The sequence below is a fragment of the Nitrincola alkalilacustris genome, from assembly GCF_008973755.1.
In the GTDB taxonomy this organism is placed as follows: Bacteria; Pseudomonadota; Gammaproteobacteria; order Pseudomonadales; family Balneatricaceae; genus Nitrincola; species Nitrincola alkalilacustris.
This window is the reverse complement of record NZ_WBOM01000007.1, coordinates 40,736-54,849: the sequence shown is the minus strand read 5'-3', so window position 1 is coordinate 54,849 and position 14,114 is coordinate 40,736. Positions and strand designations below refer to the sequence as shown.

The 14,114-nt window shown below is 54.0% G+C and carries 14 protein-coding genes; 6 read left to right on the top strand and 8 right to left on the bottom strand.

Annotation, left to right across the window (positions count from 1 at the left end; all coding sequences use genetic code 11):
• The gene (locus F7R27_RS13520; protein WP_151704798.1) at positions 1 to 942 is read left to right on the top strand and encodes a 5-oxoprolinase subunit C family protein; all 942 of its coding nucleotides are present in this window, start codon (positions 1 to 3) and stop codon (positions 940 to 942) included.
• Between the two features lie 18 nt (positions 943 to 960).
• Here F7R27_RS13520 and mnhG read toward each other — a convergent pair whose 3' ends face one another.
• The 8 genes from mnhG to F7R27_RS13480 form a co-directional block, all read right to left on the bottom strand.
• Positions 961 to 1,398 carry a monovalent cation/H(+) antiporter subunit G gene (mnhG, locus tag F7R27_RS13515; protein ID WP_151704797.1) on the bottom strand — a complete coding sequence of 146 codons (438 nt, stop codon included), beginning with the start codon at positions 1,396 to 1,398 and terminating at the stop codon, positions 961 to 963.
• Entirely contained in the window at positions 1,391 to 1,660 is a 270-nt protein-coding gene (locus F7R27_RS13510; RefSeq protein WP_206060514.1) for an MrpF/PhaF family protein, read from the bottom strand. The genes mnhG and F7R27_RS13510 overlap by 8 nt, the downstream gene beginning before the upstream one ends.
• Before the next feature lie 51 nt (positions 1,661 to 1,711).
• Positions 1,712 to 2,185, bottom strand: coding sequence for a Na+/H+ antiporter subunit E (locus tag F7R27_RS13505; RefSeq protein WP_151704796.1), 474 nt, complete (start codon positions 2,183 to 2,185; stop codon positions 1,712 to 1,714).
• On the bottom strand, positions 2,182 to 3,690 hold the full coding sequence (locus tag F7R27_RS13500; protein ID WP_151704795.1) for a Na+/H+ antiporter subunit D: 1,509 nt from the start codon (positions 3,688 to 3,690) through the stop codon (positions 2,182 to 2,184). Before F7R27_RS13500 ends, F7R27_RS13505 begins: the two co-directional genes overlap by 4 nt.
• Positions 3,687 to 4,034 (bottom strand): Na+/H+ antiporter subunit C, encoded by a 348-nt coding sequence (locus tag F7R27_RS13495; RefSeq protein ID WP_151704794.1) that lies wholly within the window; start codon positions 4,032 to 4,034, stop codon positions 3,687 to 3,689. The genes F7R27_RS13500 and F7R27_RS13495 overlap by 4 nt, the downstream gene beginning before the upstream one ends.
• A 2-nt stretch (positions 4,035 to 4,036) precedes the next feature.
• The gene (locus F7R27_RS13490; RefSeq protein WP_338088405.1) at positions 4,037 to 4,468 is read right to left on the bottom strand and encodes a Na+/H+ antiporter subunit B; all 432 of its coding nucleotides are present in this window, start codon (positions 4,466 to 4,468) and stop codon (positions 4,037 to 4,039) included.
• Positions 4,469 to 4,479: 11 nt separating this feature from the next.
• Complete coding sequence (locus F7R27_RS13485) at positions 4,480 to 6,930, bottom strand: putative monovalent cation/H+ antiporter subunit A (protein ID WP_151704793.1); 2,451 nt, start codon at positions 6,928 to 6,930, stop codon at positions 4,480 to 4,482.
• A 172-nt stretch (positions 6,931 to 7,102) separates the two neighbouring features.
• Positions 7,103 to 7,900, bottom strand: a complete 798-nt coding sequence (locus F7R27_RS13480) for a pyrroline-5-carboxylate reductase family protein (protein ID WP_168927509.1) — start codon at positions 7,898 to 7,900, stop codon at positions 7,103 to 7,105.
• Between the two features lie 206 nt (positions 7,901 to 8,106).
• Here F7R27_RS13480 and F7R27_RS13475 point away from each other — a divergent pair, with 206 nt between their 5' ends.
• From F7R27_RS13475 to rsmG, 5 genes are all read left to right on the top strand, one after another.
• Positions 8,107 to 9,042 carry a MurR/RpiR family transcriptional regulator gene (locus F7R27_RS13475; protein WP_151704791.1) on the top strand — a complete coding sequence of 312 codons (936 nt, stop codon included), beginning with the start codon at positions 8,107 to 8,109 and terminating at the stop codon, positions 9,040 to 9,042.
• Positions 9,043 to 9,159: 117 nt separating this feature from the next.
• Complete coding sequence (locus tag F7R27_RS13470) at positions 9,160 to 10,491, top strand: aspartate aminotransferase family protein (RefSeq protein ID WP_151704790.1); 1,332 nt, start codon at positions 9,160 to 9,162, stop codon at positions 10,489 to 10,491.
• An 18-nt stretch (positions 10,492 to 10,509) separates the two neighbouring features.
• Positions 10,510 to 11,067 carry a carboxymuconolactone decarboxylase family protein gene (locus tag F7R27_RS13465; RefSeq protein WP_151704789.1) on the top strand — a complete coding sequence of 186 codons (558 nt, stop codon included), beginning with the start codon at positions 10,510 to 10,512 and terminating at the stop codon, positions 11,065 to 11,067.
• A gap of 526 nt (positions 11,068 to 11,593) precedes the next feature.
• Positions 11,594 to 13,489 carry a tRNA uridine-5-carboxymethylaminomethyl(34) synthesis enzyme MnmG gene (mnmG, locus tag F7R27_RS13460; RefSeq protein WP_151704788.1) on the top strand — a complete coding sequence of 632 codons (1,896 nt, stop codon included), beginning with the start codon at positions 11,594 to 11,596 and terminating at the stop codon, positions 13,487 to 13,489.
• Complete coding sequence (rsmG, locus tag F7R27_RS13455) at positions 13,489 to 14,112, top strand: 16S rRNA (guanine(527)-N(7))-methyltransferase RsmG (RefSeq protein WP_151704787.1); 624 nt, start codon at positions 13,489 to 13,491, stop codon at positions 14,110 to 14,112. The genes mnmG and rsmG overlap by 1 nt, the downstream gene beginning before the upstream one ends.
• The last annotated feature ends 2 nt before the right edge of the window (positions 14,113 to 14,114 follow it).

Genomic DNA, 14,114 nt, shown 5'->3' with positions numbered 1-14,114 from the left:
ATGACAACCACTCACACATCCGGCCATCTGAACATACTGCGAGCGGGCCCACTGGCACTGCTGCAGGATAGCGGGCGCTTTGGTGTTCGTCGTCTGGGCATTACTCAGGGCGGGCCGGCAGATCTGCATGCCTGGGCCTGGGCCAACCGTCTGCTGGACAATCCCTGGGGCAACAGTGTGCTTGAAATCACCCTCGGAGGGCTCGAACTGCAGGCTGAGCATGACTGCCAGATCGCAATATGTGGAGGTGATCTCGGTGCAACGATTGACCAGCAGCCAGCCCCCCTATGGCAAACCATCATCCTGAGGCGCCATCAGATCCTGCGCTTCAGATTGCCGATCAGTGGTGTACGCGCCTATCTGGCAGTGAAGGGTGGTTTTGATGCAGCAATGATTCTGGGCAGTAGATCATGTGTCACGCGAGATGGGCTGGGTGGTCACAAGGGCGATGGCAGCAAAATAGGGCAGGATGACAAACTCTACTTTGCAGCACATACGCCAGACTCACTACCGGCAAGACAACTGCCGGAATCTGAGCATCCCGATTACAGCCAGCAGGCCCTGCTGGATCTGATTCCAGGCGCTCAGATAGCAGAGTTTCGCGGTGACAGTCTGTATCAGACCTTTAATCATGGCTGGCAGGTTGACACGCGGGCCGATCGCATGGGCATTCGCCTCAAGGGGCCGGTCTTACAGTGTCATATGAAAACCATGATTTCGGAAGGGATCAGTCTGGGTGCCGTACAGGTGCCACCCGATGGTCAGCCGATAGTATTGCTCAATGATCGCCAGACCATCGGCGGCTATCCGAGGCTGGGGACCCTGACACCTCTGGCCTGCGCCAGGCTCGCCCAGTGTCCGCCGGGCCACTCTGTCCGCTTCAGAGCAACCGGGCTGCTGGCTGCTCAGGCTGAACAACGGCGCTTCAGATCTGGCTTCTGATCAGATCTGAAGCATCACTCAGCTTTTCTTCTTGCTCTTGAGTCGGATACGCGGCTTCATATCCAGGTTTTTCTTGTAGGCTTCAAGCTGTTCCGGGGTTTCCAGACCGCTGTACAGTCGATGGGTTTCAGGATCGTAACGCTCTTTCAGCTCATCCTTGACTGTCCCCTCCCAAAGCGGCACACCAACGAAATAACCGGCGCGGCCGATCGCATGCGCCGCCACCGGGGCGGTGATCAGAATAAAGAGTATGACTGCAATCGACTTGGCCACCACCACACCATCAGCAAAGTGCAGGCTCACTGCAAACATCACCAGTATCGCGCCCAGTGCACCGGCCTTGGTGCTGGCATGCATGCGTGTCGGCAGATCCGGCAGGCGCAGAATCCCCAGTGCTGCCAGCAGCATGAACAGGGCACTGCCGAGCATGGTGATCATGGTCAGGATCTCAATCATGACGCGGCCCTCCTCGTTCCAGAAAGCGTGCAAAGCCTATTGCGGCCAGAAACGCCGTCAGAGCCAGCACTATCGCAACATCAATAAAGCTGGCTTTATCCGTAGATATCGCATGTACCCCGATAAAACCCACCATGATGGAAGCGACCAGCTCAAGCGCCACGACACGATCGGGCAGCGTTGGCCCCTTGACCAGACGAACAAACACCACCAGGATCGCCAGGCCCATAATGGCGAAGGTGATCTTGATTACGATATCCACAGATACTCTCCTGCAACAGGTCGTTGACAGATTCGGCCCACAGGCACTCTGTCAGCGAAGAATTTCAAGGGCACGACGCTCCATCTCCTTCAGCTCTTTCAACAACGCCTCCTCGTTTTCCATGAACATGGCATGGATAAACAGGACACGGCGGTCATCTGATACGTCCAGACTCAGCGTACCCGGTGTCAGTGAGATCAGATTGGCGACCATGGTGATCTCCATTTCCGTCCTGGCTTCCAGCGGCATGGCGATAACACCCGGACGCATATACCAGATCGGGGTCACGACATCGAAGGCCACCTTGAAATTGGCTTTCATCAGTTCGACAAAGAAAAAAACGATAAACCGCAGCAAGCGTGGAAAACGGCTGGTATAGCCATGCAGCAACGGCACATGGCGCTGCATCACTGCAAGTACCATGTAGCCGAAGATCAGGCCGACCAGAAAGTTGTAGCCGGTGAAGCTGCCTGTCAGCACGACCCAGATCAGAGCCAGCGTCAGGTTCCACATGAAGGCCATCATGGTTGCACCCCCAGCACCGCTTCAATATACATCTTTGGATCAAGCAACTGCGCGGCAGATGTCTGTGCCAGCTCATAGATCGGCTGGCCATTCAGACCGATGAACAGCGTACACAGGGCCAGCAGAATGATCGGCAGATACATGAACACCAACTGCCGATCCGGCTTTTCACCTCTGAGCACACTCAGATCAGCACCTTCAGGCGTTGCCTTCCAGAAGGCTTCGGCCCAGATCTTGATCATCGAATAGAGCGTCAGCAGCCCAACCAGCAGCGCAACCGCCGTGATGACCCATGCCTCAACTTCTATTGCGGCACGGATAATGATGAACTTGGCAAAGAAACCGGACAGAGGCGGCAGACCGGCCAGCGACAAGGCCGGGACCAGGAACAGAAAGGCCAGAAAAGGGCGCTCTTTATAAAGGCCACCGAGCTTCTTCAGATCATAGGTTCCCAATAGACGATGCGCGACACCACTGATCAGAAACAGGTTGGTTTTGACGATGATATGGTGGGTGATGTAGAACACACCACCAATGATTGCCAGAGGCGTATAGAGCGCCAGCCCCATGATCATGTAGCCGATCTGGCTGACGATATGAAACGACAGAATACGTCTGAACTCAAACTGGGCCGCTGCGCCGAGTACCCCGGTGATCATGGTGAAGGCGGCCGCCCAGAGCAACAGGCTATGGGTGAATTCAGGGCTCTGATTGAAGATCAGCGTGAAGACTCTGTACAGCGCATAGACACCGACCTTGGTCAGCAGACCGGCAAACAGCGCAGACACCGCCACCGGAGGCGTATGATAGGAGGCCGGCAACCAGAAAAAGAGCGGGAAGGCCGCCGCCTTGATGCCAAAGGCGATCATGAACATCACCGCCAGCACATCCACCAGTCCGGTCTCCTCCACCTGACCCAGCTTGAGCGCGATATCAGCCATGTTCAGGGTACCGACCAGTCCGTAGAGCAGGCCGATAGCGGTGAGGAAGATCGCCGATGACAGCAGGTTGAGGGTCACATACTTGATCGCACCCTCCATCTGAGAACGTTCACCACCCAGCACCAGCAGGGCGAAGGAGGCGATCAGCATCACCTCGAACCAGACATAGAGGTTGAAGATATCCCCGGTCAGGAAGGAGCCGGCGACCCCTGCCAGCAGCAGATGCATCAGCGGGTAATAGCCGAAACGCTCATGACTGCGACCGGTGGTGGCAAGTGAATAGACGGCAATACAAAAACCCATCAGACCGGTCAGCAGTACCATGATCGCACTGAGCAGATCCGCTACCAGCGAGATCCCGAACGGGGCCGCCCAGTTGCCCATCTGCATGACCAGAATACCCGACTGCCAGACACTGTAAAGCAGCCAGATGCTGGTCAGCAGCAGTGCGAAGGTACCCAGCACCGCAATCACTCTCTGTGACAGATGCGAACGCCAGAAAACCAGCGACAACGCACCACAGAACAGGGGAATCAGTATCGGAAGCGCAACCTCTGGTCTCACGTGTCGGTATCCTTCATCTTATCCAGGTCATCCGCGTTCACGACTTCATACGCACGGTGAATCAGTACCACGGCAAACGCAAGTACACCGAAGGCGATGACAATTGCGGTCAGAATCAGTGCCTGAGGCAGGGGGTCGGCTACCAGCCCCTCCGGTTGCATCGCACCTATGGGGATCAGGGGTGGTGCTCCTCGTTGCACACCGGCTGCAGCAAAAATCAGCAGATTCGCGGCGTTGGACAGCAGCATCAACCCAATCACCAGTTTGACGATGCTGCGTCTGAGCATCATGTAGATAGCGGAGGCATAGAGAATGCCCACCACTATGGCCAGTATCGGTTCCATAATTACTCCTCCGCCTCGACCAGGGCGATGACCGCCGTCATGACAGATCCCAGCACCGTCAGGTAGACACCTATATCAAAAATCAACGGTGTGGATAACTTCAACTCAACGCCTCCCGGCAACATCAGTGGCCACCACTGCGCTGTCAGAAATGGTTCACCATGTATCAGTGCCGGCAGGGTCGAGACCAGGCCCAGAATCAATCCGGTTCCGATCAGATCCCGTGGATCAACCCTCATCAGATCACGGGTCATCACAGATCCAAAGGAGAAGAGATAGAGACTGAACGCTGCAGCCGCCACCAGACCGGCAATAAAGCCACCGCCTGGTTCATCATGCCCACGCAACAGCAGAAACAGCGAAAACAGGAGTTGCAGCGGGATCAGAAAGCGCGCAGCAGCGTGCAGAATCAGCGTGCCCGGCTTCATATTCATCGGTTTCATGCTCATGCATCACCTCGCCGGGTTTCATCCTCAGAGGATGCAGAATCACCTGTATCCATCCTGTCCTGCAGCTCCAGATCCTGATTACCATTCACATCCTTACGCTGGGGCGGCAACACTTTCGGTGGCAGAATCAGCGTACCAGCCAGCTTGTTGGCACCGGGATCTGTTTCCGGATGGAACTTGATCATCGCATAAACGCCCATGGCCGCGAGTGCCAGTACAAAGATCTCACCCAGTGTATCCAGGGCGCGGTAGTCGACCAGAATCACGTTCACGATATTACGGCCATAGGCCAGCGGCTGGCTGTTCTCGATCATGTAGCCGGAGATGCTTGGGAAGAACTGTACATCGATGGTGATCATCACCAGCAGCGTCATCAGAATGCCGGTAATACCCGCCACCAGCACATCCCTGAAGCGCTCGCCCGGTGAAGAGAGGCTGACGAATCCCGGTAGTCTGAACAGCACCAGCACCAGCAGAATGACTGTCAGTGTCTCAACCAGAATCTGTGTAATTCCCAGATCAGGAGCGCTGAACAGGATAAACATCAGTGCCACCGAAAAACCTACAACCCCCATGGATGCGACAGCTCCCAGACGCGAACGGGTAAAGCAGGCCACCAGCGCCGATGCCACCAGCAGGAAGGCAATGATCAGCTCATGCAGTTGAACATCCAGACTCCAGTGCCACTGCAGCTCGTAGCGGGCTATCAGGGTATAACCGGTCAGGGCGACAAATGTCAGCAGAATCACACGCAGATAGTGGCGCATTGAGCCATCCTGCAGAATCCGTGTCTGCCAGTCGGCAAACCACACCAGGCCATCCATCATTTTGAAATAACCCGCTTCCGGACCTTTTGCAATCATCGGGTCCAGCGGCTGCAGGCGCGAGCGGAAGCTGTCCCAGTAATGATAGATCGCAGCACCCACCAGCAGACTGATGAAAGACATCAACAGCGGCAGGTTGAAGCCATGCCAGAGTGACAGGCTGACCTCTATCGGATAGCCGCCGACCGCAGATGCTCCGGCCTGAACCAGTGCAGAGCCTGCAAACCAGGGCAGCAGACCAAACATCAGAGACAGCGTCGCCAGCACCACGGGACCGGCCAGCATAGACAGAGGAGCCTCATGCGGCGCTTTCGGAGTTGCCTTGAGTGGACCGATAAACGGCTTGAGTGCAACAATCGCCGCCACCGCAATCACCATCATGGAGGCCGTCAGTGCCAGCAGAATCACCAGCCAGCGCAAGGCAGGTGCCGCAATCACCGCTTCAAACATCAGCTCTTTGGCAACAAACCCGAACAGCGGCGGCACACCCGCCAGCGACAGACCGGCTATCAGGGACACCAGCGCGGTCACCGGCATCTTCCTGCGCAAACCGCCCAGCACCGTCACATCCTTGGTACCGGTTTCATGATCCAGCGCACCGGCCAACATGAACAGCGCGCCTTTATAAAGAGAGTGCGCGAGCAAAAATGCAGCAAATGCCATCATCGCTTTTTCAGTGCCGATACCCAGCAGCATCGTCAGGGTACCCAGCGCCATGACAGTCGAATAGGCGAGCAGTTTTTTGATATTGGTGCTGCGAATCGCCATAAAAGCACCGACAAACATGGTCACGGCACCAAACAGCGACAGAATCAGTATCCAGGCCTCTGTTCCTCCCAGGCCGGGATGAAGGCGCGCCATCAGATAAACACCTGCCTTGACCATGGTGGCCGAATGCAGATAGGCGCTGACCGGCGTCGGTGCGGCCATCGCATTAGGCAACCAGAAGTGGAACGGGAACTGCGCGGATTTGGTGAAAGTACCAGCCAGGATGCAGAGCAGCATCGGCAGATAGAGCCCGTGCTCACGGATCAGATCACCCTCTTGCAGCAGCTCCTGAATCGAATAGCTGCCGCCGATGCCGGCCAGCATCACCATGCCGGCCAGCAGCGCCAGACCACCACCGACCGTCACGATCAAGCCCTGCAGCGCCGCCTTGCGCGCATCCGCACTGGTATGATTGAAGCCGATCAGCATATAGGAGGTGATACTGGTCAGCTCCCAGAAGACAAACAGCGTGATCAGGTTATCACTCAGTACCAGACCAAGCATCGACACCATGAACGACAGCATGATCACATAGAAGCGCCCGAGATCGGGATGCCCCTGCAGATAGCCACCGGCATAAATGAGGATGAAAGTACCTATACCGCTGATCAGCAGTGCGAACAGCAGCGACAGACCATCAATGAAGAAGGTCAGGGAGATATCCATCCCCGGTATCCAGGCGTATTCGAATACCGCAGTGGAGCCTGCCATCACCTCCGGCAGATAACCAAGAAACATCACGGTAAGGCTGGCTGGAAACAGAGCCAGCAGCCACCCGATCCTGTGCTGAAAGATCCCGGACAACCAGGGTGTCAGGGCTGCCAGCAGGAAGCCTGACAAAACGGCAAACTGCATAATCTAGCGTGTCCTCTGGTGTTCGTTGAGTGACAGAAAATGCCACTCAACGAATAAAAATTCCCGTAACATGACATGTCTGATGCAAGCAAAGTGGAACGATACTAGAGCAAATAGTTCAATTCTGGCAAGTTTTTTGCTGTGAAAAAATCTGGAGATATGCTGTTTATAGTCATGAATTCTTGATATTTTTCAATATATTGGATAGCACACAGCACCACTGTTCATGGCACCCCATCTGCTCCAACTCCTGCATCCCCTGAGCCGTATACGTCCCGGGTGAACCGATTCGATCAGCAATCTGAGCCGGTGTCTGGTCGGGATGAGATGAGATCAACACAGATACATCGGCATGATTGGCCATCAGCAGGGCTCTGGCCTGTTCCTTTGCCATACCTGTCTCGCTGTGCATCCAGTTGATCATCTGATCCAGTTGCGCAAGCCACCAGGCATTGGCGCAGACAGCCAGAATGGAAGCATCAAAACTGAGCTCATCATCAAAATTGACCACTGTGACACAGGCTGGAGACAGCAGGTCCATCGCCACGTCGTCACTGGGATAAATACTGATCGCGCTGTGTCCTTCAGCCACTGCAAGACCCGCCATGACACGGGTGACTCTGGCAGGATGAAAAATCTTTTCAAGTTGCTCATGAGTAACACCGGCGGCCAGTATTAAGAGATGATGCGAAGGTGTCAGCGTCAGTTCGGCGGCCAGATCTGCCAACTGACCAGGGCGAACACCAATCAACAGTGTCTGGCATTGATCAGCCACCAACTGATTGGTATCCAGACGTATCAGTCTTTCAGCTTCATCCACTTGGTTATCAGACGCCGATGCAGATAGTTCAGAAATCGGCATGCCTCTGGGGGAAAGATAGAACCGACCCACAGCTCCGGACACTCCCAGCGCTCTGATAAATGCTCCTGCCAGTTCACCTGCGCCGATCACACCCAAAACTTTTTTCATATCCATCAACCCTTAATGTAATCAGCCTTCAATGTAATCAATTGGGCCTGATCACACTAAAGCTAGCACATTAATCACACACCTTGATGGCTGGAAAACGACGCAGCTGTTCAGATACGACCTTAAAAGAGATCACTTATTGATGCAAAAATAAAATGCATGAATTATATTTATGCAAATATATTTTCTTACTGGTCACCATCAACATGCATCAATCCACTACACCATCTGAACAGGTCTTCAGGGAACCGCCCTCTGTCCCCGACTCCATGGACGCCCTGAGAGCTCTGTCGCTATCCATCAGCAAGGGGAATTCACGCATCAAACTCGGCCCCAAGGCCAGACAGGTCCTGGCACGGTTGATTGAGCTGCGCGGCGATAAAGCGCTGCTGTCGATCTCTTCACTGGCGCAGAGATTGCAGGTCAATCCCTCCACCATTTCACGTCTGGCTCGCACTCTCGGTTATCAGAGTTTCGGAGATCTGCAGCAGGTTCTCCTCAGTGAGAGTTTCGCAGCTGCCGGCTCCTTCTATATAGAACATGCACAGGCAGCGCTGACGGCAGATACCTCTGCCCTGACACAACAGGCCAGCCGTCTGTGTCACGAGCAGCAAGCCAATATCGAGCGACTGATTGAATCACTGGAGAGATCCTCCTTTGAGCAGTGCACAAAAATACTGGCCAGCGCCAATCGAGTTCGTATTCATGGTGCCAGACAGTTTCATGCCTACTGCGCTTTTATCAGCTATGGACTGGCGACTCTTCGCTCGGATGTTTCATTGCTTGAGCAGTCACTGCAGGGCGCGGCCGAAGGTCTTGCGGCGCTGGATAAGGGTGATTTACTGGTCATCGCCAGCTGCGAACCTTATACCAGCAGCGTTATCCGCGTGGCAGAAGCAGCAAAAGCAGCGGGTATTCAGGTGATCGCCATAACAGATCGATCCAGCTCTCCATTGGTAGCCCACTCGGATCTCGCACTGTTTGTTCCGCATGAGACCAGTTATCTGTCGAATAGTATGACCGCCTTTTTTTCATTGGCTGAGTGCCTGATCAATGCCTGTGCTTCGCAGCTGAAAGAGAGTGCTTTGCAGGCAATCAAGCGCCGTGATGCCTTTATCCAGTCACTGAAAATAGAGAGCTGAGGATAGAAACATGATTCCCGAGCTGCAAGGCTACCAGGGCTTTCTATACTCATATAATCAATCCATCCCTGACCGACACCCATATTCAGATCAAAGATTAAATTAAAGGATCGACCCATGAGTCATGTACTGCACCGTAGCCTAACCCAATCTTACCCGACAGCCGTCAGAGGCGAAGGAGCCTATCTGTTCGATGCTGAGGGAAAATCCTATCTTGATGCCTGTGGCGGCGCGGCGGTCTCCTGCCTGGGTCACAGCAATCAGGCAGTGATACAGGCGATCCAGCAGCAGGTGGGTACCCTGGCCTATGCGCACTCCTCCTTCTTTACCACCGAGCCGATGGAAGCACTGGCTGATTTTCTGGCCGAGCGCTCCCCGGAATCACTGGATTATGTCTACTTCGTATCGGGTGGCTCGGAAGCGGTGGAAGCAGCGCTGAAGCTGGCACGCCAGTATTTTGTTGAACGTGGCGAGCCACAGCGCAGACATATCATTGCACGCCGCCAGAGCTATCATGGCAACACGCTGGGTGCTCTGGCAACTGGCGGCAACGCCTGGAGACGCCAGCAGTTCCAGCCGTTATTGATCGATATCAGTCATGTCAGCCCCTGTTACGCCTATCGCGATATGCACGATGGTGAAACCGAAACCCAGTATGCCGAGCGTCTGGCTCAGGAGCTGGAGGCCGAGATAAACCGTCTGGGTGCTGACCAGGTGATGGCTTTCATAGCCGAGCCGGTTGTCGGGGCAACCATGGGTGCCGTCCCTGCCGTGGCAAGCTACTTCACGCGTGTGCGTGAGATCTGTGATCGCCATGGCATTCTGTTGATCTGTGATGAGGTGATGTGCGGCATGGGTCGGACCGGTTCCCTGTTTGCATCCGTTCAGGAGCAGATAGTGCCGGATATGCTCTGCATCGCCAAAGGTCTGGGTGCCGGCTATCAACCGATCGGCGCCACACTGGTCAGCAACGAGATTGTCGAGACACTGCGCGCTGGCTCCGGCTTCTTTCAGCATGGACACACCTATATAGGACATGCCACCGCCTGCGCCGCAGCACTGGCTGTACAACACTATATTGATGAGAACAAGCTGCTGCCACAGGTGGTCACTCTTGGCGACAGGCTCCAGCAGGCGCTGGTCAATGCCCTGGGTGATCATCCTCATGTCGGTGATATCCGTGGCAAGGGTCTGTTCCGTGGTATCGAGCTGGTCCGGGATAAAGGCAGCAAGATTCCCTTTGATCCTTCGCTGAAGGTACATGCCGCGATAAAAGCAGCAGCCATGAATAATGGCCTGATGTGCTACCCAATGGGCGGCACACTGAACGGACGGGATGGTGACCATATCCTGCTGGCACCTCCCTTCATTATTCAGGATCAGCAGATAGATGAGCTGGTGGATAAGCTGACACTATCGATCAACAGTGTGACCTCATCACTGTCGTAACCTTCAACCGGAGATACCATGAAATCACGATTGACCCCCTTGAACGAAGAGCAGATCTCTTCTGAGCAGAGGCAGGTACTGGATGCCATTCTTCAGGGCCCGCGAGGTAATCTGGATGGCCCTTTTCTGGCCTGGATTCACAGCCCGGCACTGGCTGATCATGCCCAGCAACTCGGCGCCTTCTGCCGCTACAAAACCCGCCTGCCACTGCGCCTGAGCGAGTTGGCGATACTGGTGACCGCTCAGGCCTGGCAATCCCAGGCCGAATGGCAGATACATGAACCCATCGCACTGGAAAACGGGCTCGATCCAGTCCAGATTGAAGCGATCAGATGCGGCGATACCCCTGTATTCAGTCGCGAGGATGAACGCCTTGTTTATGAAGTGGCGCGTGTCATGTATCAGAGCAAACGCATACCTGATGCGCTTTATCAATCATCTGTGGATCATTTCGGTGAACCGGCAATGGTCGAACTGATAGGCATCCTTGGCTATTACTCACTGGTGGCGATGACGCTGAATGCCTTTGAGGTAGACAGAGAGAGTGACAAGCCCCTGCCTTTCGCAGAAAATTGAGCCTGAAGTGAAAATAATTTCAGGTTATTGATTATTAAAGTTTAATTTTTTTTGATCCCAGCTTGTTGTCAGCCTGTACACCTCAGGCTGACAGCTTGCTCACAGCTTATAGTTATTCACACAAACCTGTGGTTTAAATGTATAACTCTAAAGGGATAAACTGGGGTGGAGTCTGTGGATAAATATACCTGTTGATAACCAGCCTTTTCATCCACAACCTGTCTACATCCGCCTACCATCTGCGACCCCCTCCCCCACACAGGGTTAAAAACCTTCCAATAGACTGTTTTTAAAGATTAAAAAATGTTTAACCACACAAAACGGCCTCTATTAACACAATAGACATAACTAAACTCTCTTCTTTAAAACATAAAATCTTATTAAATATTACTTAAAACCAAAACTGATCATTTTTTGAGCATTTCTTATCCGAGGATAGAAAGGTATACTTGGCACCCTTGAAAATCAGGCTCAGCAGTCGAACGCAATTGCCAGAGCCCTAACCAGTTAAACGATGAGGCCTACAGTGGATTTTCCTGACCACTTTGATGTAATTGTAGTTGGCGGTGGCCATGCCGGAACGGAAGCCGCGCTAGCTGCAGCCAGAACCGGTGCACGTACTTTGCTGCTGACGCATAACATTGAAACGCTCGGTCAGATGTCCTGTAATCCAGCCATCGGTGGTATCGGGAAAAGCCATCTGGTCAAGGAGATCGATGCACTCGATGGTGCTATGGCCAGAGCAACCGACAAGGCAGGGATTCAGTTTCGTGTTCTGAATGCTCGCAAGGGTCCAGCCGTTCGTGCCACTCGTGCTCAGGCAGACCGAATCCTTTACAAGGCTGCCATTCGCGAAATACTGGAAAACCAGGCAGGCCTGCAGATATTTCAGCAGGCAGTCGATGATCTGATTCTGGAAAACGACACAGTCCGGGGAGTTGTCACCCAGACAGGTCTTCGTTTCTTTGCCAACTCGGTCGTTCTCACTGCCGGTACCTTCTTAGGTGGTGTTATCCATATCGGCCTGGAAAACCACCAGGGTGGTCGAGCCGGTGATCCGCCATCCAATCGTCTGGCGCAGCGCCTGCGCGAAATGCCTTTTCGGGTTGAACGCCTGAAAACAGGCACTCCGCCCAGAATTGATGCCCGCAGTGTCGATTTTTCGGTGATGCAGCCTCAGCCAGGTGATACGCCGGTACCGGTGATGTCATTCATAGGTTCGGTGGCTGATCATCCGCAGCAGATCAACTGCTTCATCACCCATACCAATGAACAGACGCACGAGATTATTCGTGGTGGACTGGATCGATCACCGATGTACAGCGGTATTATTGAAGGCGTCGGCCCACGTTACTGCCCGTCGATCGAAGACAAGATCATCCGCTTTGCCGACAAGAATCATCATCAGATATTTGTCGAGCCGGAAGGGCTGACCACTCATGAGCTGTATCCGAACGGCATTTCTACCAGTCTGCCCTTTGATGTACAGCTGGCGCTGGTGCGTTCAATCAAGGGATTTGAGCAGGCGCATATCACCCGCCCCGGTTATGCGATTGAATATGACTTCTTCAATCCTCAGGATCTGCGTCATACACTTGAAACCCGTTTTATTTCAGGACTGTATTTTGCAGGGCAGATCAACGGCACCACCGGTTATGAAGAAGCCGGTGCTCAGGGGCTGTTGGCAGGATTGAATGCCGCCCGGCGTGCTCTGGGTCAGGAGCAGTGGTATCCGCGCCGTGATGAAGCCTATATCGGAGTACTGGTCGATGACCTGATCACGCTGGGTACTTCCGAGCCCTATCGCATGTTTACCAGTCGTGCTGAATATCGTCTGATACTGCGCGAAGATAATGCCGATCTTCGTCTCACTGCCAAGGGGCGCGAGCTGGGGCTGGTCGGTGATGAGCGCTGGCAGAAATTCGAGACCAAGCGCGAATCTATCGAACTGGAAATACAGCGGCTGAAAAGCATATGGATCCAGCCGGACAGCCCTGAAGCGATGCAGTTGCAAGGAAAACTGAGCTCTCCAATGGGTCGTGAGTACTCACTTGCTGATCTGATCAAACGCCCTGAGCTGAGCTATTCGGATGTTTCTTCACTCAAGGGTGAACCGGTCAGCGACCCGGCGGTTGCCGAACAGGTTGAGGTACAGTTCAAGTATTCCGGGTATATTGATCGTCAGCGTGATGAAATAGAGCAGATGCGTCGTCAGGAAAATACACCTCTGCCGGCAGATCTCGACTATGATACGGTCGGTGGGCTGTCGAACGAGCTGAAATCGAAGCTGATACAGCAGCGCCCGGATAATATTGCCCAGGCATCACGTATTCAGGGCATGACCCCCGCAGCCATTTCACTGCTGCTGGTGCATATCAAAAAACGTCAACTGGTTCGAAAACAGGCGCAGGAAGCAAGTTAATGCAGGAATATCGCTCGCTGTTATCCTCCCGGTGCAAGAATCTGGGACTGGATCTGAGCAGTCAGCAGCAGGAACAGTTGCTGAACTATCTCACATTGCTGGTGAAATGGAACAAGGCGTTCAATCTCACTGCGATCCGTGAGCCTGAACAGATGATTGATCGTCATCTGGTCGACAGCCTCAGCGTCATGCCGCATGTACCAGCCGGTCGCTTGCTGGATGTAGGCAGTGGTGCCGGATTGCCGGGGATTCCACTGGCGATCTGCCGCCCGGATCTGCAGGTGACAACGCTGGACAGCAACGGCAAGAAATCCCGTTTTCAGTTGCAGGTAAAAGCTGAGCTGAAGCTGGATAATCTCGAGGTGGTCAACAGTCGCGTTGAGCAGTATCGGGTCGAACCCTTTGACAGCATTGTGTCACGCGCCTTTGCCTCCTTGCGTGATATGCTGGAGTGGACTGGCCATCTGTGTGCTGAATCAGGTGTTTTCCTGGCCATGAAAGGGCTGTATCCTGAGCAGGAGTTGAATGACCTGCCTGCAGGTTATGTATTGAAGGACAGTTACCGGCTGGATGTCCCCGGGACTGAAGGTGAACGTCATCTGTTGATCTTAGGGAGAGCCTGAGC